Annotated in this window: 24 protein-coding genes; 7 read left to right on the top strand and 17 right to left on the bottom strand. The window is 38.0% G+C overall.

The genetic code is table 11. From position 1 onward, the window contains the following. Positions 1-2: 2 nt before the first annotated feature. The 4 genes from NSS81_RS14305 to NSS81_RS14290 all read right to left on the bottom strand — a co-directional run bounded on the left by NSS81_RS14305 (position 3) and on the right by NSS81_RS14290 (position 4614). Positions 3-995 carry an XdhC/CoxI family protein gene (locus tag NSS81_RS14305; RefSeq protein ID WP_342429358.1) on the bottom strand — a complete coding sequence of 331 codons (993 nt, stop codon included), beginning with the start codon at positions 993-995 and terminating at the stop codon, positions 3-5. A gap of 22 nt (positions 996-1017) precedes the next feature. Then, positions 1018-1491 carry a (2Fe-2S)-binding protein gene (locus tag NSS81_RS14300; protein WP_342429357.1) on the bottom strand — a complete coding sequence of 158 codons (474 nt, stop codon included), beginning with the start codon at positions 1489-1491 and terminating at the stop codon, positions 1018-1020. Next, positions 1484-2332, bottom strand: a complete 849-nt coding sequence (locus tag NSS81_RS14295; RefSeq protein WP_342429356.1) for an FAD binding domain-containing protein — start codon at positions 2330-2332, stop codon at positions 1484-1486. Before NSS81_RS14295 ends, NSS81_RS14300 begins: the two co-directional genes overlap by 8 nt. Before the next feature lie 374 nt (positions 2333-2706). Further along, complete coding sequence (locus tag NSS81_RS14290; RefSeq protein WP_342429355.1) at positions 2707-4614, bottom strand: S9 family peptidase; 1908 nt, start codon at positions 4612-4614, stop codon at positions 2707-2709. Positions 4615-4805: 191 nt separating this feature from the next. On the opposite strand from NSS81_RS14290, the gene NSS81_RS14285 reads away from it, so the two are divergent. Next, complete coding sequence (locus NSS81_RS14285) at positions 4806-5525, top strand: DUF421 domain-containing protein (RefSeq protein WP_342429354.1); 720 nt, start codon at positions 4806-4808, stop codon at positions 5523-5525. Between the two features lie 83 nt (positions 5526-5608). Here NSS81_RS14285 and NSS81_RS14280 read toward each other — a convergent pair whose 3' ends face one another. The 3 genes from NSS81_RS14280 to NSS81_RS14270 all read right to left on the bottom strand — a co-directional run bounded on the left by NSS81_RS14280 (position 5609) and on the right by NSS81_RS14270 (position 8992). Further along, the gene (locus tag NSS81_RS14280; protein ID WP_342429353.1) at positions 5609-7930 is read right to left on the bottom strand and encodes a xanthine dehydrogenase family protein molybdopterin-binding subunit; all 2322 of its coding nucleotides are present in this window, start codon (positions 7928-7930) and stop codon (positions 5609-5611) included. Positions 7931-8301: 371 nt separating this feature from the next. Continuing rightward, positions 8302-8526: a hypothetical protein gene (locus tag NSS81_RS14275; protein WP_342429352.1), complete on the bottom strand. Its 225-nt coding sequence runs from the start codon at positions 8524-8526 to the stop codon at positions 8302-8304. 109 nt (positions 8527-8635) lie between these two features. After that, entirely contained in the window at positions 8636-8992 is a 357-nt protein-coding gene (locus tag NSS81_RS14270; protein ID WP_342429351.1) for a YlbF family regulator, read from the bottom strand. 212 nt (positions 8993-9204) lie between these two features. Between NSS81_RS14270 and NSS81_RS14265 the strand changes: the two genes are divergently transcribed. Next, on the top strand, positions 9205-9543 hold the full coding sequence (locus tag NSS81_RS14265) for a YmaF family protein (protein ID WP_342429350.1): 339 nt from the start codon (positions 9205-9207) through the stop codon (positions 9541-9543). A 141-nt stretch (positions 9544-9684) separates the two neighbouring features. On the opposite strand, the gene NSS81_RS14260 is transcribed toward NSS81_RS14265, so the two are convergent. Then, positions 9685-10392, bottom strand: a complete 708-nt coding sequence (locus NSS81_RS14260; protein ID WP_342429349.1) for a DUF421 domain-containing protein — start codon at positions 10390-10392, stop codon at positions 9685-9687. A 231-nt stretch (positions 10393-10623) separates the two neighbouring features. Here NSS81_RS14260 and NSS81_RS14255 point away from each other — a divergent pair, with 231 nt between their 5' ends. The 3 genes from NSS81_RS14255 to NSS81_RS14245 all read left to right on the top strand — a co-directional run bounded on the left by NSS81_RS14255 (position 10624) and on the right by NSS81_RS14245 (position 12250). Next, entirely contained in the window at positions 10624-11073 is a 450-nt protein-coding gene (locus NSS81_RS14255) for a hypothetical protein (RefSeq protein WP_342429348.1), read from the top strand. 330 nt (positions 11074-11403) lie between these two features. Further along, a complete protein-coding gene (locus NSS81_RS14250) occupies positions 11404-12024 on the top strand; it encodes a TetR/AcrR family transcriptional regulator (protein ID WP_342429347.1) in 621 nt (206 codons plus the stop codon). A 103-nt stretch (positions 12025-12127) separates the two neighbouring features. Then, on the top strand, positions 12128-12250 hold the full coding sequence (locus tag NSS81_RS14245) for an anti-repressor SinI family protein (RefSeq protein ID WP_342429346.1): 123 nt from the start codon (positions 12128-12130) through the stop codon (positions 12248-12250). A gap of 64 nt (positions 12251-12314) precedes the next feature. Here the strand turns inward: NSS81_RS14245 and NSS81_RS14240 are convergent, their stop codons facing one another. Together NSS81_RS14240 and NSS81_RS14235 are read right to left on the bottom strand one after the other, a co-directional pair. Further along, complete coding sequence (locus tag NSS81_RS14240; protein ID WP_342429345.1) at positions 12315-13490, bottom strand: sulfite reductase subunit alpha; 1176 nt, start codon at positions 13488-13490, stop codon at positions 12315-12317. Positions 13491-13647: 157 nt separating this feature from the next. After that, positions 13648-15708: a sigma-70 family RNA polymerase sigma factor gene (locus tag NSS81_RS14235; RefSeq protein WP_342429344.1), complete on the bottom strand. Its 2061-nt coding sequence runs from the start codon at positions 15706-15708 to the stop codon at positions 13648-13650. Positions 15709-16199: 491 nt separating this feature from the next. Between NSS81_RS14235 and NSS81_RS14230 the strand changes: the two genes are divergently transcribed. Next, on the top strand, positions 16200-17963 hold the full coding sequence (locus tag NSS81_RS14230) for a glycoside hydrolase family 3 N-terminal domain-containing protein (protein ID WP_342429343.1): 1764 nt from the start codon (positions 16200-16202) through the stop codon (positions 17961-17963). An 83-nt stretch (positions 17964-18046) separates the two neighbouring features. Here NSS81_RS14230 and NSS81_RS14225 read toward each other — a convergent pair whose 3' ends face one another. The 6 genes from NSS81_RS14225 to NSS81_RS14200 all read right to left on the bottom strand — a co-directional run bounded on the left by NSS81_RS14225 (position 18047) and on the right by NSS81_RS14200 (position 23576). Then, complete coding sequence (locus NSS81_RS14225) at positions 18047-19123, bottom strand: spermidine/putrescine ABC transporter substrate-binding protein (protein WP_342429342.1); 1077 nt, start codon at positions 19121-19123, stop codon at positions 18047-18049. Continuing rightward, positions 19120-19920 carry an ABC transporter permease gene (locus tag NSS81_RS14220; RefSeq protein WP_342429341.1) on the bottom strand — a complete coding sequence of 267 codons (801 nt, stop codon included), beginning with the start codon at positions 19918-19920 and terminating at the stop codon, positions 19120-19122. The genes NSS81_RS14225 and NSS81_RS14220 overlap by 4 nt, the downstream gene beginning before the upstream one ends. Continuing rightward, complete coding sequence (locus NSS81_RS14215; RefSeq protein WP_342429340.1) at positions 19921-20724, bottom strand: ABC transporter permease; 804 nt, start codon at positions 20722-20724, stop codon at positions 19921-19923. Next, positions 20714-21811: an ABC transporter ATP-binding protein gene (locus tag NSS81_RS14210; protein ID WP_342429339.1), complete on the bottom strand. Its 1098-nt coding sequence runs from the start codon at positions 21809-21811 to the stop codon at positions 20714-20716. Before NSS81_RS14210 ends, NSS81_RS14215 begins: the two co-directional genes overlap by 11 nt. Positions 21812-22289: 478 nt before the next feature. After that, a complete protein-coding gene (locus tag NSS81_RS14205) occupies positions 22290-23273 on the bottom strand; it encodes a tRNA-dihydrouridine synthase (protein WP_342429338.1) in 984 nt (327 codons plus the stop codon). 177 nt (positions 23274-23450) lie between these two features. Continuing rightward, positions 23451-23576: a hypothetical protein gene (locus NSS81_RS14200; RefSeq protein ID WP_342429337.1), complete on the bottom strand. Its 126-nt coding sequence runs from the start codon at positions 23574-23576 to the stop codon at positions 23451-23453. A gap of 18 nt (positions 23577-23594) precedes the next feature. On the opposite strand from NSS81_RS14200, the gene NSS81_RS14195 reads away from it, so the two are divergent. Then, complete coding sequence (locus tag NSS81_RS14195; RefSeq protein WP_342429336.1) at positions 23595-24257, top strand: hypothetical protein; 663 nt, start codon at positions 23595-23597, stop codon at positions 24255-24257. 330 nt (positions 24258-24587) lie between these two features. Here NSS81_RS14195 and NSS81_RS14190 read toward each other — a convergent pair whose 3' ends face one another. Beyond that, the gene (locus NSS81_RS14190; RefSeq protein WP_342429335.1) at positions 24588-25442 is read right to left on the bottom strand and encodes a malate synthase; all 855 of its coding nucleotides are present in this window, start codon (positions 25440-25442) and stop codon (positions 24588-24590) included. Positions 25443-26226 lie beyond the last annotated feature (784 nt).

The raw sequence follows: 26226 nt of genomic DNA, 5'->3' as shown, positions 1-26226 counted from the left end.
GATTACCTCTCTCCCTGCCTCATTACTGCAATGATTTCCGCCACAATACTGATTGCTATTTCACCTGGCCCTACTGCACCAATTGGCAAGCCAACTGGTGCTGATACCCAGGACGGAATCTGGTTTTGCTGGAACATCCTTTTTGTTCTTTCCTGTGATCCTAATATCCCAAAATAACCTGGCCTCTGTTCTTTTATGTAGGCAAGGATTTCTTGATCCCTTTTGAAATGGTGTGTCATTAAGACAACAAAGTCATTCCGACGAATTGATATTTTTTGGAAAATTTCATGTGGAAACCCAAGAACGCATTGTTCTGCTGTCGGGAAATAGGTTTTATTGCAGAGTGACTCACGCCAATCACAAACGGTTACCGCAATTCCCATTTCAGCAGCAAAATTTGCTAAAGGACGCGCATCTGCTCCTGCACCAAAAATGATTAGTTTATTTTGGGGAGAATAGACTTGACTGTAAATTAAATGAGATAAATTTGTACCTGTTGGAAGATTCCAATCTGGATTATTTGAGATATCTTGATCCATTTGTCCAAAAAGTTGTCCGGTTTTAGCTATGTACGCTGAGGCAACAACGGAAAAATCAGAGGTTAATTTTTTTACATGAAGAACATCAATACCATGCTGTAAATAGAGCTGCACCTTCCTTAAATTCCCTTTCAACTCCTCATCCATATATTCAAGTAAAATATACAATTTACCATTACAGCCCATTCCCTGTCCCCATGTAAAATCGTCCTGGGCACTTAAATCATATACAACGGATCGGCTGCTTCCTAAAGCTAACACTTCTTTTACATGAAATCTTAAATCCTCTTCCAGACAACCCGGACTAATAAAACCAACCGTTGTGTCATTTTCTAAAAATAACATAGTGGTTCCTTCTTTTAGATAAGCAGAACCTTCTACATGAATGATAGTGGCCATAACACTAGACTCTTCTGCCTTGGCTGCTTCTACAATCACTCGAAGATATTCCTTCAAAATTCCTCGTCACCTTCCTGTATCATTCATAGTCCTTTACTAAATGGAGCGCTGATTTCACAGCGGTTTCTATCTCCATATACCCCGTACAGCGACAGATATTGGACTCCAGCCATTTCGTAATTTCTTGATTAGAAGGATTTTTACGATGCTTTAGTAATGAATGGCAGTTCATGATGAAACCTGGTGTGCAATATCCGCATTGAAAGGCAAAGTGATCAACAAATGCCCCTTGGATTGGGGCATTCAGCCCTTCAATAGTAAGTATATCCTTGCCAATGGCTTCAACCGCTAAAGTCAAGCACGACTTTTGAGCAATCCCATCTATATTGACTGTACAAGCTCCGCAATCCCCATTCAGGCACCCAGGCTTTGCACCTGTTAGGCCCAATTGATAGCGTAAAACATCTAAAAGAATATCAGCATAACGGAATGTAACTCTCTTCTCTTCTCCATTTATCAGAAGTATAGCACTTACTCTTAAGGGGTCAGCCATGATTTTGCTCCTCTCCTTCTAATTGGCTTAACACATCGTGGAGTGTATTTTTTAATACGAACATTCGATATCGAAAAGAACCTTCTGAATCATCCAAGGGCGGTACCTTTAATTCATGGACAGCCTGGTCAATTCTTTGATTCAGTGAAGGCCCTCGTTCATTAAGCCTCTCCTCCATTTGCGGAGAACGGAAAGGATAAGCTGTCAGTCCACTTATCGCTATTCGAATTAGCCCATTGACTTTTAAAGCGGCAACAGTAATGAGAGGATAGCCTGTATTCCATTGTCTTCTTTTTTTAATACTGGCAAATGGGAGATTGAGATAACTTTGGTTCGTTTTAACTTGAACAAGGAGTTCGTCGCGTTCTAATAACAGCCTCTGATTAAAGACTTCTTTTATCGAAACAGTCTTTATCCCCTTGCTGCCAGCAATCACCATAAGACTGTCTGTTAAAAGAAAAGGCAGAACAGCTTCTCGATAAAAAATTTGACCGCAAATATTACCACCTGCTGTAATTTTATTCCTAGCCGTTCGATCAGCAATTTCACTAACTGTTTTACTTAGTAATGGAAACAGATTAACCTCTTCAATATTCGTTAAGGTATTAGCTGCTCCTGTTACTAAATACTCCTGTTGAAGATCAAATATCCGGCATTCCGGTATCTGCTTAATATCTATTACAGCTCCGGTCTTTACAGTATTTAATCTTCCAAGCGTGATGATTTCGGTGCCACCCGAAAAATAAATGGGTTCCTTTCCTTTCCCATTTAATTCTTCGAATAAATGGACGGCTTCCTTTATCGATGATGGAAGATAATACTCAAAATCATAAGAAATCAAAGTAACGCCTCCTTTCCATCAAACCATTCATTATTCATTGTTTATTACTCTTTTTGAATGAGGAAGCAAAAGAGCTCAGTTCACAGACTGAGCTTCTTTTTTGAAAAATTATTATCACAAGTTCTTTTTTATTATTTTGGGTTAAAATTCATCGTCGGGTATCCATACTGTTGTTGATGGAATGGCCTGTTCCATAACCAGGGTATGCTCCATAGCCCATACTTCTTTCATCTAAATTGGTTGTTCCATTTTTGTTGCCTTCCTTATGTCATTACACCCTTATTGTATGTGAGCGATATGGAAAGAAGAATCAATATTTGCACAGTTATGCTTGTTTTCGCATATATTGCCCATGTCATGCCCTATTATTTTAATCATGTCCTTCTTGGGTTCAGGGAATCTATTCGGTCCATATATTTGTCAAGGAAATCAGCTACACTCGAATAGACAAATAACTTATTTTTTTCTTTTTCTAATGTATGTCCCTCACCTTCAATGCGAATAAATGTAACGGGATGGTTTCGTTTCATTAATTTCTTTACCATCTGTTGGGATTCTTGAATGGGTACTCGCGGGTCGTTGACTCCATGGACGACCAAAAGTGGAGATGTTATATGATCGGCATAATGTAATGGATCAATTTGATCAAAAAATTCCCCATCTTTTTCAACCGTTCCATATTCTTTCTCTCTGTTCTTTTTCCGCCAAGGACTTGTTGTTTTCAGAAACGAACGAAGGCTTGACATCCCTACAAAATCCACAGCTGCTGCCCACAGTTGAGGATAGTGGCTGATGGCAGAAAGCACCATAAATCCTCCATAGCTTCCGCCCATAACCGCTACCCTGTCAGGATCGACATTCGTTTCTCGTTTAAGCCAATCTACTAAAAAAATCAGATCTTTCACCGCATCCATCCGATTCCGAACATCATCAAGATGGGAATACGTTTTTCCAAATCCGGTACTACCTCGGACATTTGGCGTTAATACGGCATACCCGGTGTTTAGTAAATATTGCAATAGAGGATTAAAAACAGCACGGCTTTGACTTTCTGGACCGCCGTGAATATAGATGACTACTGGAAACTTCTTTCCTGCATCTTTCGGCTTATAGTAGAATGAATGGATGAGCAGGTTATCAAAGGAGCGATAATAAATGGGGACCGGCTCCACTAATATGTTTTCAAGAAAGGGAAGTTCCGAAAAGGATAAATGCGTATCAGCCTTAAGAGTATAAAGATTCAGTTCCCAAATACCAGGTGGATGAGCAGGCCCGTTCAATAAAAAGAGCAGCCTTTCACCATCTGGTGAAAATCTAAGATTTTTGATCACTCCCATTGGTATCTCCCATGTATTAAGAGTACTAATCCTTAAGTCCAGCAAATAACCTTTGGATATCCCGGCCTCGTTGATGGTAAAAGCTAACAAATTTTTTTGTTTATTCATGGCCAATCCTTCAAAGTCCCAATTGCCCTGTTCCCGCCAGGTGAACTGATTCGTTAGCAAATCTATGCAAGCGAGACCATAAAATTCCTGGTCTTTATTTGATAATAGGTATAAATGATCCCCATTTTGATTAAAATGGACATTCTTAAAACCAGCTTCTCCTGAATGTTCAGTTATCCAGTTCATCTCGCCTGTTAAAAGGGATAAAACGCCCAAATCATTATCAAGGGGAGAGTTTGTTCTACTGACCAATAATGATTTCCCATCAGGAAACCATTTTTCAACCGTATAATGCCCGTCATAAGCAAAAACAAGGTAAATTTCCAATGTCTCAAGATTCTGTAAATAAATATCAAAAAAGGCCGGTTTTCGCCTGTTACTGGACCAGGCTATCCATTTTCCATCGGGAGAACTGCCTCCATACAAATGAACGTACTGCGGAGAATTGGTTAAAGGAATTAATTCACAAGTCTTCTTCAATAAGTACAATTGTACCCTTTCATTTCCGGATTCATCCATTCCAATAATTAAATCTGAAGTCACATCCACATATTTAATAAAAGTAATTCCTTCTAGCATAAAGGAAGTTTGTGCCATTCGGCTGCCTTTTTGATCGTATTCCCAAATCTGCGGCGATCCTTTCCAATCAGAAACAAAACTGATTCTTTTCCCATGTGGTTCATATTCAAAAGATTTAATACTACGGATATTTACATAATTACCCAATTTGGTTGAACCCATTATTTTAACACCTTGCCTTTCCATTTGATAAGAAACATGAGTGTGTTTGATTAGCACAGCTTCGTTGACATCAGGTGTATCAAATGAATCTCGCATACTAATTCAATATATTTTTGCAGAAATCATTTCATACTTGCTTTTCTCAGTTAATACCTTTACCTATTTTTTAAACACAGCAACAGGTGTCAATTGAAAGTATTGTTTCAGGAAGAACGGTTTATAATGATTAAAGATAACTTAGAAAAAATCCTTTTTACAATTAGAACTCCATAAAAGATTAAGGAGGAGTGAGAATATTGGATCATCTTTGGATATCGATTTTGCGTACAATCGTTTCTTATTCAATTCTAATGATTGTTACCTTATGGCTTGGTAAGCAAGTGAATGGTAATCGTAATTATTATAATTTTGCCTTATCGATTACTATAGGTTCCTTTATTGCCAATATGGGTTTTGATTATAAACTTAACTTTTTCACTATGTTAGCCGCTTTCCTGTCACTAATATGTATTTATTTTATATTTTCACTCCTTTCTTCCCGTAGCAGAATTCTAAGAAAGTGGTTATCAGGTCGGCCGTCCATTATTATGGAGCAGGGAAAAATCTTAGATTCCAATATGAAAAAAATAAGGTATACGTTGGATGATTTGAATCAACAGTTGCGGCAGCAGGGAATCTTTGATATTGCAGAGGTGGAGTACGCCGTTTTAGAAGTAAGTGGCAAGTTGTCCGTACTTAAAAAGGAAAGGTATCAGCCTCTCGTCAAAAAGGATGTCTTTCCAGCAAATATTCAATCAAATCGTATCCTCCCGATTGAACTGATTATGGATGGAGTTGCCATCGACAAAAATTTTCATGAGCCATTTTCCAATCAATGGCTTGATCAACAATTGAAGCAAAGAAAACTTCAAATGAAGGATATTCAATACGCCGTGATTTCTTCTAATGGTTCATTGTTTGTGGATCTTTTTGCTGATGGTTTAACTTCCCCAACAGATATGGAATAAGTCATATAAACTCTAATTTCAGATTAGATTACGCATGATATTTTTCCGTTGGGGAACCTTAGTTCCTTATACAGCTATAAAGATTAAGCCTTCGCCCCTTTATATCTCCATATCAATTCGGGGGTCAGCGGAAGTTCATTCAACTCAACGCCAGCAGCGATACTTAAACAGTTGGCAAGAGCAGCTGGAATTCCTAACAACCCATGTTCTCCGACACCTCTTGCTCCATATGGCGCATCTATTTGTGGAGTTGTCACAAAATCAACCATATAATGCGGGTTTTCTCCATAATGAATCGGCCGGTAGGTGCGTAATTGCGGATTCAGCACTCTTCCCTGTTCATCAAAAATGAAAGTTTCTCTTCCGGCAAAGGCTAATCCCATACTCATGGCACCCATTACCTGGCCGCGTGCTGTCATTAGATTTAAAACAGTCCCAATATCAACCACTGTTACAGCCTGAATGAGCTTATAAGTAAAGTCTCTTTTGTCATACTCTACCTCCACACAATGAGCGGCAACTGTCCATTCTGGTCCCGGCTGTCCCGCTCCTGTTTCCGGGTCTAACGAAGTCATCCGTCTTAATATATAATTTCCATGACCGATAATTTGGCCGCCAATGGAGTTTCCGTTTGGAAACTTATAACCATAAACAATCTCTTTCAAATCCAGTCCGATTTTGGGATCATCTCTTAAAAATACCCGTTCGTAAGCTACCTCGAGGTCTTCTGTTGACACTCTGAGAACACAAGCCGCGATTGTTTTAATCTGGCTTATGACATCATCTGCCGCTTCCAATGCTGCTCTTCCGGCCATAAACGTGCCGCGGCTGGCCACGGTTTTCCAATGTTCAGGGGTCGTTTGCGTCTGAATTTTCATTTTCACATGGACTTTATCAATCCCTATTTTTAAGCGTTGTGCAAGGATTTGCGCAAGTACTGTCTTCGTCCCTGTGCCGATTTCAACCACGCCTGAGATTAAATTAACACTTCCGTCCGGATTAAACGTCAGGATCACACCCGAACTTGCGTCAGGATCAATCGTAGAGGTTTTCCAGCTGCAGGCTATTCCTTTTACCCTTACTCTTCTTTCATCGATTACTTGAATTTGCCCTTGCTCCCAGTGGACCATTTCCTTTAATCGCTCAATACAAGCTGGTAAATTGCCCACATTACTTTTGTTCAGCAAAACTTGTGTTGGCGTTGTATGTCCTGGAAGAATCGCGTTCCTTTTCCGTAAATCAAGCCGATTCATCCCCAGCTTGTCTGCCAGCATATCCATCGTCCGTTCAAATGCAAACAATACTTCAGAATGGCCGAATCCCCGAAAAGGACCGCTATAAGGATGGTTCGTATAGACGCATAGAGAATCACACCAAACATTTTCAATGTTATAGGGACCTGTACAATCAACCCCGCCTGCCCGGCTGACATCGATGGCCTTATCTGAATAGGCACCACCGTCGAACAAGTACAAGATTTCAGCGGCCTTGATCATTCCATCGGCAGTACTACCGAGTTTCACCTTTGCCTCTAGACCGATGTGACAAGGAGCTGTCAGTAAATCTTCTTCTCTTGTATAAACTATTTTCACCCGTCTTCCCCCTACTGCTCTCGATGCAAGGTACGCCAAAACCTCCCATTGAATGGGTGCCTTCCCCCCATATGCGCCACCAACAAAAGGCGTTTCCACCACAATTTTCCCACTATCTATTTGAAAATAAATACTGAGCAGTCTTTTAACCATAAATGGAGCCTGTGAGGATGTTGTGACATGAACATAACCTTCCGAATCTATTTCTGCTGTTGCGCTTCTCGTTTCTATTGCAGCGTGATCCGAAGGGGAAAAACGGTAAGATCCCTCAACCACCACATCACTCATCGACCACCCTTTCTCTTTGTTCCCTTTACGGATCTTCGTTACATTCGAAATATTGGAGTGAGGCACGGGATAAGCAGTACCTATTTTTTCATAGGAAACTAGGTTTTCATGAAGGAGTGGTGCATCCGGCTTCAGAGCCTCTGTCGGTGAATTCACAACTGCTAGAAGCTCATACTGTACAATAATCACATCAGCAGCCTTTTTCGCAATGACCGGAGTATCAGCTACAACAAGAGCAACAGGTTCTCCGTGATATCGAACTCTGTCGACAGCAAGTGGTGGACGATCTCTAATTTCCTCGCCTGTAAGCGGTAAATCATGACTTCCTAATAGAATCGCTCTGACTCCTGGTATTTTATTTGCTTCTGTCACATCAATGGAAACAATTTTGGCATGTCCATATGGGCTTGTGACCATTTTTGCATGCAGCGAAGGGCCGGCTAATTCATCGGCCGTATACTTTGCCCTTCCAGTAACTTTTTCAAAGGCATCTTTACGAATGACACTTTTCCCAATGATATTCACTCATTCACCTCCGCATTTGTCTACGGTACAATATATGAATGGTACTATATTTTAATCATAGATTTCTTGAGTGGGATTATTTCATTATTTAAACAACCTCTATTCAGGAATTAAAAATAGCCCAGTAAGCCTGAGCTATTTTTTGTCTATTTTACATTTATTTTTAATTTTCCAGCCTAACAAGTTCGAATCATTTTCAAACTCGCCTTACCGCATCGGCCAGTTTTATAGACTTGCCATATTACTCAGGAAGTTCTTTTTCCATTTGAAATTTGAAAATCAACAGGCATAATTAACCTTATCCTTCTCAATCGTAATAAACTAATTAAGAATTCATCACGATTAAAGAATCATGGCTGATAGTGAAATGGTTAACCTCCATATCCGTGATGGTGGAATGGATAGCCTCCATATCCGTGATGATGGAATGGATAACCTCCGTATCCGTGATGGTGGAATGGATAGCCTCCGTATCCGTGATGATGGAATGGATAACCTCCATATCCCATACTGTAACCAGGATAACCTCCATATCCCATACCGTAACCAGGATAACCTCCATACATGGTACTGCCCCCAAAGATTTGTCTTTCCATTTTTATCTCCTCCTCAAGTCATTTCACAAATAGTGTATGTGTCCATGAAATAAGTTGAATAGATGAGTGCCTACTTATCTTCAGATTTTTGGGGAGTTTTTCCTGAAATTTATTTTTCAACCAGTTGGCCGTACAATTCCTCCAAAGGTTTTGAAATAATTTTATTCAATTCCATCATCAGCATATTTACTCGGTAATCTGCTTCCATTAAGCGCTTTATCTTTTCATTTTGCTGGGCACTTGTTTCTATACTTTGTAACGCCGCAATTTCTTGCTGCCTAATTTCCTGCCCCATCATTTGTTTTTGCTCTAATTGCGAATTTAAATGGTTCATTTGATTATAAATCTGCATTGCTTGTGCGTCTTTATTTAGTTCATTACAAAGTATTTGTAAACTTTTATACTCATTGCTTTCACGAAAAACCTTTTCAAAATACATTGCTGCCTCAAATATTTTTGCGGACATACTAACATTTCCTCCCTGCATGAATTTCGGTGTTATTTACCCAAGGGTTTCAGGAATAGTGTATGTATCCAATTTGGAAATGGATACCTGCCTAAGGGAATTCATTCTAAAAAACATTTAGAGAATTTATGTAGGAATTAACTTTTTTTTCTTGCATATAACTTCTTTGAGGATATTTTTAATACTTTATCATTTTGATTTGAGGTGTTAGTATGGCAAAAATAGGAAAAGACGAATTCACACCAGGATTTGTGCCGCATCATAATCATGGTTCTGTTGACTACACGTCTGTAACTGACGGACATGTTCATCAATGTTTAGATGTTACTTCTCCCCCTATTCAAACTCAAGATGGGAATCATATTCATTACACAGAAGGTTATGTACTATTTGAGAATGGACACACCCATCATTACCGTGCCAATTCAGGCCCAGCTATTCCTGTAGGAAACGGCATGCATGTTCATTATTATGACTTTTACACGACAGAAAACGATGGACATCGGCACCGGATAAGAGGTGTTGACCAACCTTCTTCTGGTAATAAATAGTTAAAAAATAGCCTCTTTTTGCTGAAAATGGTAAAAGCCACTAAATAGTACATTGTTTAGTGGCTTTTACTACCTGTAGGTCTTTTATTTCACTGTTCCCATACTCCGTAAAAACTCTTTCGATCTATAAGCAAACTCCATTTAATTATCTTTCCCTGGACTATAGTAATAAGGATCATGGTTATGGTTGGTCATTTCATTATTATCAATATAGAGTTTTCCATTGTCTAATAAAGTAGCTAACGTTATATTTTCTACTTCTTCCCCCATTTTTTTAACCTCATTCATTAACCAGTTTTGATTCAGTTGAAGATATTTTAAATTATGATAAATAATCTGCCCGTCCATTATCAATGGAATTGGCAGGTACTCTCTCTTTACATTTAAATTCAAATCATTCGGTTGAATTGCCCGATAGTCTGACTTAGGAATTACACTTAAGTTCCCTGTCCCTTCCATTAAGGCGATAGCTATATTTTGCGTGTCCGTAAATCCTTTTACTCTCAATTGTGACAATAATTCATTCATGGGCATCCGAACCCTTTTCAATCCCTTTCGATCGATATCCCCATTGCGAATCAACACTGTAGGACTTTCATATAAAATCCATCGAAATTTATTATTCAATGATAGACGGACAATTAGTTTATATAATAGGACGATGATTCCTCCATAGGCAATTGCTTTTCCAATATGATTAACTTCCACGGGTGTACTAATTATATTGGTAAGAACAAAGATATACAGTAAGTCGAAAGTGTGCATTTGAGAAACAGCTTTTTTTCCTGTCATCTTTAGAAAAATAATTCCTGCCGCAAATATCAAAACTGCATGGTAAAACATATCCATCTTCATTCTCCATTCTTCAATAAATCTCCTGTTAGATCACATGTTAATCTTATTATTTGGAGTTTCCTCTTTGGCTAAACAAAAGGATTCATTATTTTAGAGGGGGACATCTCTATATGACGAAAGGTGGGAGGAATAGTAGGATTTTCGTTGCAATTTTTTTAAAAAAGAGTAAGGACTCAAAGTCATTTTGGGCGCTTCTGAATAGGATGACATAGAGGTGAACTTCCTTTGAATTATACAAGTATTGAAAAAGATGAATATGTCATTGCATTATTACAGCGAGAGATAAACCTTGCTATTGCCTTTTTATTATTATCTGGACAGCTTACAATCAGAGGGGCCTTTGTAACTTCAGGTGGGTTTAGTGTTTCATTAAGTGGACCTATTATTGGGGGTAAAAGAATAGAAGGCAAACCGGGGTATCCTGTAGCCAATACAATCATTGATATCATCGATGTAATTATTTCCATACTATTAATTATTGATGAAATCCGCCTTATTAGTGTCTTAGTTGGGCCAGGAAGGATTTCGTTGATTGTCAGCGGCCCAATTTTTGGAGATCCATTAAACGAGCCCTCACTTCCAATAGTAAGAGAAAGTTTACACTATTATCGTCAAATGATATCAACACATTTTGATCTTGACCCAAGACTTTTTAGGAATATAGAAAAGGAATGATAAACATGACATTAAATAAGTTGCCCGCTATAGAATTAGCTGAGAATAATATCTTCATTATCGCTTTAGTGATTCTTATATTTATTTTCTTCTTTACTCGTGAGGAAGTACGCAGTTAAAACTACCCATCAGTTTAAAAAATAATAGTTGGTTTTTAATATCTTTGTTGGTCAGTCACCCCAAAGAATGCACCGATTTTTTCTATCCTATTAGCGGACTAACAGGTTAATATTACTGAATTTTAAGAGTATTCAACTTGACTAGAGGTATTTACCAGATTATAATACTCATAAGTAATATATTAGTAGATTATTGGGAGTTGTGAATTTATTGACCGGAAAAGGGAGAAAAAAGGGCTCTAGCGGTGAACAAAGCCGGGCTTTATTACTTTCTATTGCTGCCAAAGAGTTTGCCCAAAAGGGTTATTATGAAACAAAGATCAGTGACATTGTTAAACAGGCAGACCTAAGCCAGCCAAGCTTTTACCTTTACTTTGAAAGTAAGGAAGCCATATTTGCGGAATTGGTTACATTATTCCGCTCCACACTGTTTGATTTTACTAAAAGTAGTCGCCTAGAATCAGGTATCCACTCTTCTTCCCTTGCAAACAAGATTACCCAAGGACTGACGACTATTTTCCATTTCTTTGTTGAGCAGCCCGATTTGACACGAATCGGATTCTACATTGCCCAAGAGGCAGAAGAAATCAAAAATAGTTTAGCTAATCAAATACGAGAGAATTTGACTTTTGAAATGCAGGAGGGCTACTTTACCACCGCCGTAGATATGGAAACGGTTGCGGAAAGTTTAGTGGGAATAATCGATCGTGTTACCATTACGAAGTTACTACCCGGGCACAAGGAACCTGAGGCATTAGCACATGAAATTGTCTCCCTTATTTTATATGGCATTCAAAATCAAACGACTAATAATTTTCATAACCTTCCCTGACTTTACCTGAGGGGAAATTTAACAGAGTTATAAAATATTCTTCATCATGAGTCGTTTTCGTATGCAGCCTTAACGTTTAAATTGATTGAGGGGATGATGAAAAGTGTATGCCGAGGTAGAGACACATGAAGAAAGGCTCGATCCGGAATGGGTTGAACTAATGTTGCTTGCGAAGGAGATAGGATTAACGCTAGAGGAAGTTAGAAAATTCATATGTCAATCATGAGTTTTGTGCCTGCCACCAGTGCGATAAAGCATTAATACAGTGGGGGCAGGCACCAATTTATATTTTAATACACATCGCGTTGATAACGCCCTTGCTTCTGCATATCTTTTAGATACGCTTCGGCTTCTTCTCGAGACATGGTACCTTCTTTTTCGATCATGGTAATTAATGCTTCGTTAACGTCCTTTGCCATCCGTTCTTTATCCCCACAAACGTAGAAGTAAGCTCCATTCTCAATCCACTCGAATAATTCCTTGCTGTTTTCGAGCATTTTATGCTGTACATATACTTTTTCAGATGTATCACGGGAGAATGCTGTATCAATCCTTGTCAATACCCCATCCTGTTGATAGTTTTCCAACTCATTTTGATAAAGGAAATCTTCTGCTTCATGCTGGTCGCCAAAAAACAGCCATGACCGGCCATCAGCTTTATTCACTGCACGTTCCTGAATAAAAGAACGAAAAGGTGCAATGCCTGTCCCTGGACCAACCATGATAATATCTTTATCCTCGGACTCTGGCAAATGGAAATGTTTATTTGCTTGAACAAAGACCGGAAGCATATCCCCTTCCTGAGCTCGTTCCGCACATAATACCGAGCAAACTCCTTTTCGCGCGCGGTCATGAGACGTGTAGCGCACAGCGCCGATGGTGAGATGAACCTCATCAGGATTAGCGGCAATGCTGCTTGCAATCGAATAGAGACGTGGAGTCATTTTTCTTAATAATGAAACGATATCCTGTGCAGATGCCTTCCAAGGGCCAAAAGCACGCAGCATATCAAGCAAATCACGCCCATAGCAGTATTCCTTAAGTTGGTCTGCATTTTCAGCCAATACAAGCTTTTGTAACTCACAGTTTTCTGTCAGCACAGCCGCCTGCTGCAAAATCTTCCTTGTTAGCAATGTAATTTCACAATAGTTTGTTAGTGCTTCCTTTATAGGCATTATTTCACCTTGCTTACCTACAGATACAACTGCTTCCTCATCCCATTGCATTTCTTCAAGGATAGAAGCCACAAGTTCAGGATCATTTGAAGGGACAATGCCAAGTGCGTCTCCTGGGTTATATGAAAGGTCTGAACCTTTTAATGATAATTCAATATGTCTTGTTTCCTTACTAGACCCTGAACCATTTAGATTGATATTTTTAAGGACCTTCGCTTGAAATGGATTAGTCCTTGAAAATGGAAGTTTGTCACTTTTGGTATCTTTTGTGTTTTCCAAAGTAAGTTGCATATCTTAACCTCCAAAAGTTTAGTTTTATATAAATAAAATAACACCTATTAGAATATCAGATAAGTGATTTAACACACAATAGCTAAATAATTGTAATCATAACAACCACGGGGACGGCTCTGAGGGCCAAAAAGCCATCAGATCCGTCCCCGTGGTCTTATTTCAATGAAATCTTCACAACATCATCCAAATATTTCGTTGCATTATATCCAAAAATCTCCAGCTTTTTAGGAACTACTTTTTCTCCAGTGTTGTTATTGTATAACTCAAAGCTTTGAACTGTAATGAAATGACGGGGCTGCTCGATTTCTTCATATGAGACGGGGGTTTCTTTCATATCGTATTCCACCCCGTTTTTATCAACGAGCACTCCTTCAGAATTCATCTCCATTGAACCAGTTTCATCATCACCCACAATGTGGAATTGAATAGACTCATATGCTCGATTCTCAATTTCATGATTACTGATGACAACATGGGCAGGCTGTCCAACTTCTAGCTTGTCAATCGAGATTGTACTTCCTGCATATTCAAAGGTTTGAGGGTATTCAAGAGAAGCATCCAGATCAATGGTCTTTTGGTCTTGAAAAGTTAAATAAATAGAGCCTAATTGAACGTTAACCTCTTTTGGCTTTGCTCCAAAAAGAGGATCAAAATATGTTTCAAAAGTAGTCCAATTTACGTCTTGCTGTGATTCTAGATAAGAGGTTCCATACAAATCAGCTCTCACTTTTTTATTGTTCACCTCTAGATTGTCAAAATTAATAACCTCTATCCGCTTCCCTGGCTGTTCGTTATTAATACCAAATTGCAGAATCGTCGCTGTTGGAGCAATGGTTAGTTTATCAAATCGAACTGGGATTCCCTCGATTTCAGTTTTTTTATCCAATGCATATTCGATGGAAGGCTGTTTTGTTACAGGGATCTCAAAGTTCCACTCCCCTGTATTATATTCCGTGTTCTCGTAACCTCTAAAACCACTCCGGCCAGAGGTATCACGAAACAATTTATGAAGCTTTGTTATCTTCAGTTTGATTGTCCCATTATCCGTTGTGAGGGGCAGCAGACTAATCTTCCCTTGATATACATTCTTTTTTTCGTTATTTACATCCGACTCAAGGTCAGGAGGATAGTACCTTGGATATGTTTCACTGCTCATGATTTCATGTTCATTCTCTACTAAAACCCCATCATGATAATCCATCGCAAATTGATTGTCTTTTTTTGTATCTTCAATTTCATAAAAAATAAGCGTCTGAACATCATCAGCAATCGCACTCTTGATCTTGATTTTCACCCCATCACTTTCCGCTTCCAGGTTCAAGCTTTCACCCAAGTCCTGTTGAAGAAAAGCACGCAATTGCGGATCTTCTTCTGTCCATGCATAGTAGAGGCTGGAAAACGCTCCAGTAAAAAATTCTAAACCTATTAATAATGCGAATACACCAGCAATAGCAAGTCCCGTACTTTTACGTTTCTTGTTCTTCTGCTGTCTGTGCGTTTCCTTTTCTGCCAGCCTATCTTTGATGTTTCCCATGAAACTAGATGGCATAGGCAAATCTTCCATCCTATCAGTTAGATTTAACATGACATCCTGAAAAGTAGCCAAATCCTCCTGACAGTCCTGACAGTAATAAATATGTTTCTCAAAATCAATCTTTTTCGACCGATCCAGGGTTCTTTCTAAGTAATCGATGTAAACCTCATGATATTCCTTACAGCCATTATAGGTTGATCCGTCCCCCATTTCTTTTCTAAGTGATTGGATTCCGGAAAACAAAAGCTCTTTAATCTTTTCCGCTGAAAATTGGAGAAGATATGCCACTTCCTCATGAGAGAATCCTTTTACATATGTAAGGACCATCGCTTCTTTCTCGTACTCATTCAATTGATCAAGCGCTTTAAATAAATCCTGACGGGGCTCACTTTCCTCTGAAACTTGTAAACTCCTATCATTAGAAAGCTCCCGGCAGGTATGTATGAAAATGAATGTAACCCACGTTTCAAATGATGTTTCACTTTTTAATCGTGGCAATTCCTTATGGACTTTTAAAATGGACCGATAAAAAAGCTCTTCCATTTGCTGCTGATTCCTAAGATAGGACCAACCAAGTAAATAGAAAGATTGTTTATGCAGTTCAAACCAATCGATGATGGATCCCACGCCTTTTTCTCTTATCGTAGTGATTGAAATGGGATCTATTTTTGCTGGGATCATAAAAGTGATTCCCTCCTTTACAATAAAAATTAATATTTTCCCCTATATAGTTCACGCTAGTATTATACCATTTATTCCCTGATAACTGTGACCATACAAATTCTTGTTTCACAGATTTTTATCACAGTGATTATAAGTAAAAAGCCCAACCTTGTTTAGATTGGGCTTAAAAAATGGTCTATGAAAATGATTCTATTTTGAGCCAAAGTCAGTCTAAATATTTTAACTTTATTATAGGATAACTACAGTAAAATACCCAATTTTCGCATGAGTTAGGATGCACCAGGTTATGAATTTTTTGTTAACGTTTACAAAAAGGTTGGTCAGATACGATTCTTTTGCTATACTAGTATACAAGGAGATTCTATCCTGGCTAAAATAGAAGATTCCCACAGAATCATCTGGGAATTAGGTATTTAATTTAGTAAAACCTATCTTTACAAGAGACAAGAAAGTTCTTTATTCAAATCTCAAAAAAGGAGAGTAAATACATGGTAAATGTAAATTTAAAAGCAAAACCCTACTACCTAAATGATGCTGATATCGATTGGGTGAAGGAAACCATTAACTCTATGACCCTTGAAGAAAAAATTGGGCAGTTATTCGTAAATATGGGATCAAGTCGTTCGGAAGAGTATCTAACAGATATGGTAAACAATTATCATATAGGTGCAGTCCGCTATAACCCTGGTAAATCAGAAGAAGTGTATGATCAGAATAAAATTCTCCAAGAAAACAGCAAAATTCCTTTGCTCATCGCTGCAAATACTGAAGCTGGCGGTAACGGCGCCTGTACAGATGGCACAGAAATTGGTTTAGAAGTGAAAATCGGTGCTACAAATGATCCAAAATGGGCCTATGAAATGGGCCGGGTGTCTGGTGTAGAAGCAGCTGCTATCGGTTGTAACTGGAGCTTTGCCCCAATCGTCGATATTAACTACAACTGGCGTAACCCTATCATTTCAAGCCGTTCATTTAGCTCTAACCCAGATCTAGTTCTTGAAATGAGCCTTGCTTACATGAAGGGAATTCAAGAGAGCGGAATTGCTCCTGCTGCAAAACACTGGCCTGGTGATGGTGTTGACGAGCGCGACCAACATCTATCCTTCAGTGTAAATAGTTTATCGACAGAAGAATGGGATCAAACCTTTGGTAAGGTTTACAAAGGGTTAATTGATGCCGGGCTTCCATCCATGATGGCTGGACATATTCACATGCCTGCCTATGAACGCTTCTTTAATCCTGATATTAAAGACGAAGACCTTTTACCAGCTACTCTATCTAAAGAAATTACAACTAACCTATTACGTGGAAAATTAGAGTTCAACGGCGTGGTTGTTACTGATGCAAGCCACATGATCGGTATGACAGGTGCAATGAAGAGAAGCAAGCTGCTTCCTACTTCAATTGCTGCTGGTTGTGACTTATTCTTATTCTTTAATGATCCAGATGAAGACTTCGAATACATGATGAACGGATATAAAGATGGAATCATTACAGAAGATCGCTTGCAAGAAGCTCTAGAGCGTATTTTAGGTTTGAAAGCGATGCTCGGTCTTCATAAAAAAGCAAAAACTGAAATTCTGCCGCCAAAAGAAGAAGCATTGGCAAAAATCGGTCTTCCTGAAAATAAAGCTCTTTTCAAAGAAGTTGCCGACCGCGCAATTACGTTAGTTAAAGACAAACAAGAAGTCTTTCCAGTAACTCCTGAAAAATACAAACGTGTATTATTGGTTGATGTAAAAGGTGTACAAGGCGGATTTGGCGCTTTGATTGGTAGCAAAGAAAAGGCTGTCGATATTATGAAAGAATTGTTGGAAGCAGAGGGATTCGAAGTAACCATTTGGGAATCAACGGAAGAAATGATTATGAAACTTCCTGAAGAAGAAAGAATGGCTGCTCTTGGAAATGTATATGCACAAAAGAGACCTATTACCGAGTTGACAGATAATTATGATTTAATCATCAATATCGCCAATGTTAACCATGGAGGAACCGTACAAAGAATCGTTTGGCCGGCAAGTAAAGGTACACCGGATATTCCATTCTATGTCCATGAAGTTCCAACTATTTTTGTATCTGTTCAATATCCGTACCATTTGCCAGATGTACCACAAGTAAAAACATACATCAATGCGTATGACAGCAGAAAGCAAACGTTAGAAGAATTATTAGAAAAATTAATGGGACGGTCCGAATTTAAAGGTGTCAGTCCTGTTGATGCATTTTGCGGATTTGTCGATACCCGTATTTAAAACAATAAAAAATCCCTTAGACAACAACTAAGGGATTTTTTCCTATTTAAATGTCTGTTACTTTTCCACTCGGGGTAAAAGGGTCAGTCCAGTGACATTTTAAATTCTAGAAAGTATTCGTTATATGTTCCTAGCAGTTCAAGGCCTAAGTTTTCATATACTTCTAGGTTTTTGCGACTTTCTTCGCTTGGGTAAAAACGTTCATCGTTTACCACTTCTTCATCTAATAGTTCCCACGCTGCTTTATTTGGAATAGCATATCCTACATAATCTGTATTTTGCGCAGCCACTTGCGCATCCAGCATAAAATTAATGAACTGATGGGCACCTGCCACATTTGATGAGGTTTTCGGAATAACCATGTTATCGAACCATAGGTTTGAGCCCTCTGAAGGTACTGCGTAATTCAACTCTTCGTTTTCGTACATCATGTCTGCAGCTTGCCCAGAGAATGTTACGGCTACTGTAGCTTCATTATTAATCATTAGTGGAGTAATTTCATCTCCTATGATTGCTTTGACATTGCCGTTTAGTTGGATTAATTTTTCTAATGCTTCACGTAATTCGTTTTCGTCACGTGAATTTAACGAATATCCTAAGCTGTTTAAGCCCATACCAATGATTTCACGTGCACCATCAACTAAAAATACTTTATTTTTCAGTGCTGGATCCCATAAATCATCCCAAGAATCAAAAGTGATATGTTTAGGAACATCATTAGGATTATAAACTACACCAACTGTTCCCCAAAAATACGGAATGGAGTATTTATTTTTCGGGTCAAACGGTAAATCTAAAAAGTAAGGATCGATATTTTGTAGGTTTGGAAGTTTCGAATGATCAATTTCTATTAACAAGTCTTCTTTAATCATTGTTTCAATCGTATATTCTGATGGGACAACCACATCATAGGATGAGCCACCTTGTCTAATTTTCGTTAACATCGCTTCATTTGAATCGTACGTTTCATAAACAACAGTAATGCCTGTTTCTTCTTCAAACTGGTCGATCAGCGAAGGGTCAATGTATTCTCCCCAATTGTATACGACTAAAGAGTCCTTTCCACCAGCTGAGCTTGCTGCTTCAAGCTTTGAAGCAACAAAATAAAGTAGACCGCATGCTATAACGATTGCTAACATTATCTGAATTAAAGATTTCATTGAGTAGAGCCCTCCGTTTTTTTCGACCGCATCGTAATGAAGTAATACATAACGACAATACCGACTGTCACGATAAACACTAGCCCTGAGATTGCATTAACAGTTAACGAAATACCTGCACGTGCCATGGAATAGATTTCAACAGACAATGTACTAAATCCGTTACCCGTAACAAAAAATGTAACAGCAAAGTCATCTAATGAATAGGTTACGGCCATAAAAAAACCAGCTAAAATCCCAGGTTTAATATAGGGAATAATAACACGTGTTAATACATCGCGACGATTCGCTCCTAAATCAAGTGCTGCATCAATTAAGTTCGTATTCATTTCCAATATTTTTGGCAAGACCATTAATACAACGATTGGGATACTAAATGCAATATGTGAAATTACTACTGATGTAAAGCCAAGCTTAACTCCAATCATTGTGAATAAAATTAAGAAGCTTGCCCCAATCACAACATCTGGGCTAACAATTAAAATATTATTTAATGATAAAACGATGTTACGTATTTTATAATTTCTTAATGAAACAATACCAATTGCTCCAAGTGTTCCGATAACGGTAGCTATTAACGCTGATAGCAATGCAACAATAACGGTATTTATTAAGATAACGAGTAAACGATTATCATCAAATACGGCTTGATAATGTTCTAGTGTAAAACCTTCAAATGAACCCATTGAACCGCCGTTATTGAATGAATAAAAAATCAAGTAGAAGATCGGTGCATATAAAATAACAAACACGATTGCTAAATATACTTTAGCTGTAGTTGATAACTGTGATCGCATTTATGCTCGACCTCCTTTTTTCTTTGTGCTTGTTAACAGCATGATTGCTAACATAATTAAAATTAAAAACACGGCAATGGTTGAACCCATTCCCCAGTTTTGGGCGACTAAGAATTGCTGTTCTATCGCTGTACCAAGGGTAATCACTTTGTTCCCAGCAATTAAGCGTGTAATCATGAAGAGTGAAAGAGCTGGGATAAACGTAACCTGAATCCCTGATTTTACACCTTCAATGGTTAAAGGAAAAATGACGCGTCGGAACGTTGTAAGCGGTGAAGCACCTAAGTCACGTGATGCGTAAATTAATGACGGATTCATTTTGTCTAACGCGTTGAAAATTGGGATAACCATAAACGGTATAAAAATGTACACCGCAACGAACACGAAACTAAAGTCGGTAAATAAAATTTGCGTCGGATCGAAGCCTAACATTTCGATTATTGCATTGACGGGTCCGTATAAACCGAAAATCCCGATAAATGCATACGTTTTTAATAATAAATTAATCCATGAAGGAATAATAATGAGCATTAACCATAAATGCTTATGCTTTGTTTTTGTTAACAGGTACGCAGTTGGATAAGAGATAACTAGCGTAAAAAACGTAATGATTAATGCATACCAAAAGCTAGTTAGCGTCATCGTTAAGTATGCTGATGTAAAGAAGTTTTTATAGTTTACAAGCGTAAATTCTCCGTTTAGATCGAGCATTGAATAATACAAAATGAGCCCAATCGGTGCAATAACGAAGAGCGCAATCCATAGTAAATATGGGATGAACGCTGGTTTTGACTTAATCTTCATTCGTATACGCCTCTATGCGTGCGTCAAATTCTTCTTCTGTTTCATTTAGACGCATAATATGAATCGCTTCTGGGTCGAAATCAAGACCTACTTGTGCACCTACTTCAGCCTTTTTCAGCGAGTGTACAAGCCACTCATTTCCATCTTTGTCGTATGTTGATAACTCGTAATGTACGCCGCGGAATAACTGCGTATCGACGCGCACAACAATTTTGCCGACTTCTGGCGATGTGATTTGTAGATCTTCTGGACGAATGACAACATCGATTTTTTCGTTCGGCTTCATACCGCCGTCGACACAGTCAAATACTTTACCAGCAAATTTGACTGTGTAGTCTTCAAGCATGACGCCGTCTACCATGTTTGACTCCCCGATGAAGTCTGCAACGAAACGGTTAATTGGCTCATCGTAAATATCAACTGGCGTACCAGATTGCTGGATAATCCCTTCGTTTAAAACAAAAATTTCATCACTCATCGCTAAAGCTTCCTCTTGGTCGTGTGTAACGAAAATAAATGTTTTGCCAAGGCGTTGCTGTAGCTCGCGTAACTCATATTGCATTTCTGTGCGCAGCTTTAAATCAAGTGCTGATAATGGTTCATCGAGTAAAATCACTTCCGGGTCATTAACGATAGCGCGTGCAATCGCAACCCTTTGACGCTGACCGCCTGACATTTCTGTAATTTCACGGGTTTCATAACCTACTAAGTTTACGAACTTTAACGCTTCTGCGACGCGAACTTTAATTTCAGACTCTTTTACTTTTTTAATTCGTAAACCGAATGCCACGTTTTCAAATACGTTTAAGTGCGGGAATAGGGCGTAGTCTTGGAATACAGTGTTTACTTGACGCTCGTTTGCTGGTACGTTGTTCACACACTTGCCGTTAAGGTATATATCCCCTGTTGTCGGTTTTTCAAAGCCTGCAATTATACGTAAAATCGTCGTTTTTCCGCAACCTGAAGGACCAAGTAATGTGTAAAATTTTCCACGTTCAAGTTCAAAGCTTACATCTTGTAAAACTTTCGTGTCACTGCTGTAAGATTTTGTTACGTTATCAAAACGGATAATAATATCGTTTGCCATGGAAGCCTCCTATGAGTAAGAATAATTAGACTCTACTATAATATTCGTTCATTTATTTAATAGCGATGTCGTACAGAGTCGCTTTGTCGTTACATTACTTACTGATACAAAAGACTAATTATACACTAAAAAAGCGGCTAAATCTCTCACTAAAGAGTGTCTAACATATTAATTATTTGGTAAATTGCTTTAATGAAAACGGGAATAGTAGGTGCGAAAAAAGTAGATTATTAGCGAAAGCCATCGAATTGAGTTTAGTCATAGAAAGGCTAAAAATCAATCATTTTTTTCTTGCCTTAAAATAATGAAAGTGACTAGGAGCTGTTGGGTTGTGGAGTATTATTTCAAATGATGTCTGAAGTGCTTTTAAAAGTTATCCCCACAATTTTACTCAACTCCCGCCTTCCTTCATTTTCACAAGAAAAAAACCCGCTTTTACGGGCTTTTTCACGTTCTTTATCTTTTCCGAGGGACACCTCTACTCTTTCCCCATTCCATCAAGATTTTTTGACCCAAATTTATCAAGCAATGCACGCACTTCATCTGTTGACTTCGTGTTCATCAATTGATTTCTTAATCCACCAGCTCCAGGGAATCCTTTAACATAAATTTTGAAAAAGCGATGAAGCCCTGTGATTGAACGTGGCAGTGCTTCCGCATATTGATCTTGAAGATCAAGCTGCAGTCTTAAAAGATCAAGGTATTCTTTACTGCTATGCTCTTTTGGCTCTTTTTCAAAAGCAAAAGGATTTTTAAAAATACCTCGCCCGATCATAACGCCATCAATACCATATTGTTCAGCAAGCTGCAGCCCAGTTTGACGGTCAGGAATGTCTCCATTGATTGTTAGCAGGGTATTGGGTGCAATACGGTCACGTAATTTTTTGATTTCCGGAATTAGCTCCCAATGCGCATCTACTTGGCTCATTTCCTTTCTTGTACGTAAATGAATAGAAAGGTTCGCAATATCCTGTTTAAAAATATGCGTTAGCCACTCCTCCCACTCCTGAACCTCCTTATCGCCAAGTCGTGTTTTCACGCTTACAGGCAGTCCGCCTGCTTTTGCTGCTTGAATAAGTTCTGCCGCAACGTCTGGACGCAGAATAAGGCCACAACCTTTCCCTCTCGATACCACATTCGGTACAGGGCAGCCCATATTAATATCGATGCCTTTAAATCCTAGCTCTGCCATGCCAATACTCATTTGACGGAAATATTCGGGATTATCCCCCCAAATATGTGCCACCATTGGCTGTTCATCCTCTGTAAAAAGCAAACGGCCACGCACACTTTTCATGCCCTCTGGATGACAATAGCTATCCGAGTTTGTAAACTCTGTGAAAAATACATCCGGTCGACCGGCTTCACTTACTACGTGACGAAAAACAACATCCGTCACATCTTCCATTGGTGCAAGTACAAAAAATGGCCGTGGTAAATCACGCCAAAAATTATCTATCATATTAAAATTCAAATCCTCTCACTATGGATACAACTTCATATTCTCGGTCAAAAAATATATAGCCAAATGTTAAACACTTCTTTCACACTTATATCATGCTTAATAACTTATTATCTTAACACAAGTTCATTCAGACATTTATAATTTGCGAAAATCTATTATGAAGGTCGGCAATGTTTATTTTAACGAAAATCGGTCCTGAATGGTATTTTTATAAACAAAAAAGCAGATGCTATAGATTTTTTCTATATCAACTGCTTTCCTATTATACCAACTCCAACCACGCGATTTGGTATATTTCATGTTGTTTCCTCCTAGTATTTGATTAGCTTTAGGATAGTTCCATCAATTGAAGCTGGATTTGATGGAGTGGAATTACACGGAGCAACCGGTTATTTACTCCAACAATTTGTTTCACCACATTCCAATCTGAGAACAGATGAGTTTGAGAATCGTCATTTATTTGCATTAAAATTAATTGATGAAGTGAAATATGTCATCCATAAACATGCAACAAAACCATTTGCAATTGGTTATCGTTTTTCACCGGAAGAGCCAGAAACACCTGGAATAACAATGAAGGAAACTTTTTCCTTGATAGATGAATTAATTAAAGCAGATCTTGATTATCTTCATATCGCAACTACAAACGCTTGGGCAAAGCCACGTCGAGGCATTGTGAGTGAAAAATCACGTACCGAATTAATTGCGGAATATATTGATCAACGTGTACCTCTAATTGGTGTTGGTAGCATTCATACACCTGATGATGCAGCACTTGTTTTAGAAAAAGGGAAAACAGACTTTGTTGCACTTGGACGAGCTATCGTAGTTGACCCACATTGGGTTGAAAAAATAAAGAATGAAGAGGAAGGTACAATGATTCATCAATTAACAGAAAACGACCAGCAAAAAGCGGTCATCCCAGCACCTTTGTGGAAGTTAATTTTTGAGGTTGAAGGTTGGTTTCCTGTTAATCGTTAGAGGAATTATTTAACTTTTATCTTTAATTTATGCTTATAAAAAAGTAGCTAATTTGCTACTTTTTTAGTATATATTTTAAACTAACTCCCCCACAAAATTCATGAAAAGAGTATTGAACTTGTATTAGGATGAACATAAAAAATTCCCGGGTTCGTATTGAAGAAAACCCGAGAAATTATTGGTTTCAGACTGGAAATTGAAAATGTTTATTTAGAAACAAGAAAACATAGAAAAAATCATGGCAAACAGTGCCTGGCACTGTTCGCCATTTGTAATGGGTGGAAAAAATGTGTCAGTTCCCTGTCATTCTTATTATTTTTGGGCTAACGTTTAAATACGCATTAATGCGCCATTAGGCTCTGGTAACTCTTGTTCTCTTATCTGATTCATTTTACAAAAATGTTCAAAAAATTGTTGTGCCAGCTCACGTTCCTCTGGGTCACTTTTCAACGAAACTATATCAAGCAAAATTTGAGCCATCCATGAATTTTCAAAATAACGGTATTTACCTGAATTCCATGTGGTTTTTTGGGGAAATTTTTCATTTATATAATATTTCCAGAAAAGCATCTGATCCGATTCCTGTTCTGTAAGTTGGATTTTGTATTCTGAATGAGCAGGAATAAATCCATCTTCACAAAGCTTACCAATAAAATCTTCATTCACCATATAGACGCCTAAGATACGTCTGTCTTTTTCAGGCATGCTGGAATCTATTGCTGTTAACAGGACAGCGCTATTTTGGTGCAAGCGGATGGGTTTGTTTGGCTTCCCTTTGTTAATTCCACTTTTTATTACCCCTGAAAAAACCTTCCACTCTGAAAAAGAACTATTCTGCTCTTCTGTGTCACACCAATAAACCATTTGTGATTCGGAATGAAGTTTATGATTTTTCATAAGTTTTTCATGTTCCAAGCGAAGTTCCTGGTTTTTTCGTTGTAGTGTTTTTTCCTCTTCCTTCTTCCATTCTTCCTTCTGTCGTTCCATTTCCTTTTCTTGTATAATTTTTTCAAGTGAATTAGCAATACTTTTATCATGCAGTGTTAGGTGCTTTCCAAATACATCCGGGTAAACAAACTTTTTATTTTCCGATGCGAAATTAATTTCAATAATAGAATCATTATGTTTAACTATACTACCCGTGCCAAAACGCTTGTGTGTAACTTTCTTATTGATTAAATTCATTATTCTAGTCCTCCTTGTAGAATAAAAACTCGGTTACTATTAGATAGTAAATTGAAAATTCCATTCAACTTACTTACCTTAAAAGCTCACATAACTGTTTGAATTTTTCTTCGGTTTAAAAAAGGATATTAAAAAACGTATCCATAATTCTATCCGCAAAAAAATAAAGCAGAATTTTGAATACGAACAAAAAAACAATTGTAAGACAATTATAACATTTTTTTGAAAATATTACAAACTTCTTATTGACAACCTAATATATAGCGAGGTAAAATAAAGTTTTGTTTTCTACACTTCCTTGAAATAACTATGGAAAAGGGGCCGCCAAAAAGCAGCGGAAATTCTAAATCCCCTATAAATAACGACTTGATTACCAGTGATCAATTTAATTATTCCACGCTTAAACTAAACTTAACTACCCCTGGAGTTTTGGTGCCTAGTAGAAGGTGCAGTAATTGTCAGAATATTTATGTTTACTACTATAATGAAAGTGATTATGATTAAAACAATCCCTTATTAGGAAGGAGAGGATAACCGTAAAGAAGTTAAATGCCCTATCCATCACATTACTAATAACCTTCTTGTCCTTCACAATACTGCATTTTTCAAATATCCCCTCTTATCCTTATCATGAAAGCAAGGGAATAATCAGTTTAGAAGATGGAACTCAGAAATCCCATTGGGACGATGAGAGGAAATACCTAATCAATCAAATATCACACTTTATAATTGCTTACTTCTTACCAATCATACACATCCTGAAATTTAACTCCTCAAGAAATTT

The organism is Neobacillus sp. FSL H8-0543 (genome assembly GCF_038592905.1).
In the GTDB taxonomy this organism is placed as follows: Bacteria; Bacillota; Bacilli; order Bacillales; family Cytobacillaceae; genus Neobacillus.
The sequence above is the reverse complement of the archived record's forward strand: the minus strand, read 5'-3'. Positions and strand labels throughout refer to the sequence as shown.

Coding starts and splice junctions, on each gene's coding strand:
- NSS81_RS14240 (WP_342429345.1), bottom strand. CDS start 13,490: ATGCAACTTACTTTGGAAAACACAAAAGATACCAAAAGTGACAAACTT.
- NSS81_RS14260 (WP_342429349.1), bottom strand. CDS start 10,392: ATGGATATGTTTTACCATGCAGTTTTGATATTTGCGGCAGGAATTATT.
- NSS81_RS14235 (WP_342429344.1), bottom strand. CDS start 15,708: ATGATCCCAGCAAAAATAGATCCCATTTCAATCACTACGATAAGAGAA.
- NSS81_RS14210 (WP_342429339.1), bottom strand. CDS start 21,811: ATGGCAAACGATATTATTATCCGTTTTGATAACGTAACAAAATCTTAC.
- NSS81_RS14275 (WP_342429352.1), bottom strand. CDS start 8,526: ATGGAAAGACAAATCTTTGGGGGCAGTACCATGTATGGAGGTTATCCT.
- NSS81_RS14190 (WP_342429335.1), bottom strand. CDS start 25,442: ATGAATTTAATCAATAAGAAAGTTACACACAAGCGTTTTGGCACGGGT.
- NSS81_RS14270 (WP_342429351.1), bottom strand. CDS start 8,992: ATGTCCGCAAAAATATTTGAGGCAGCAATGTATTTTGAAAAGGTTTTT.
- NSS81_RS14205 (WP_342429338.1), bottom strand. CDS start 23,273: ATGATAGATAATTTTTGGCGTGATTTACCACGGCCATTTTTTGTACTT.
- NSS81_RS14225 (WP_342429342.1), bottom strand. CDS start 19,123: ATGAAATCTTTAATTCAGATAATGTTAGCAATCGTTATAGCATGCGGT.
- NSS81_RS14300 (WP_342429357.1), bottom strand. CDS start 1,491: ATGGCTGACCCCTTAAGAGTAAGTGCTATACTTCTGATAAATGGAGAA.
- NSS81_RS14220 (WP_342429341.1), bottom strand. CDS start 19,920: ATGCGATCACAGTTATCAACTACAGCTAAAGTATATTTAGCAATCGTG.
- NSS81_RS14200 (WP_342429337.1), bottom strand. CDS start 23,576: ATGAAATATACCAAATCGCGTGGTTGGAGTTGGTATAATAGGAAAGCA.
- NSS81_RS14230 (WP_342429343.1), top strand. CDS start 16,200: ATGGTAAATGTAAATTTAAAAGCAAAACCCTACTACCTAAATGATGCT.
- NSS81_RS14290 (WP_342429355.1), bottom strand. CDS start 4,614: ATGCGAGATTCATTTGATACACCTGATGTCAACGAAGCTGTGCTAATC.
- NSS81_RS14265 (WP_342429350.1), top strand. CDS start 9,205: ATGGCAAAAATAGGAAAAGACGAATTCACACCAGGATTTGTGCCGCAT.
- NSS81_RS14215 (WP_342429340.1), bottom strand. CDS start 20,724: ATGAAGATTAAGTCAAAACCAGCGTTCATCCCATATTTACTATGGATT.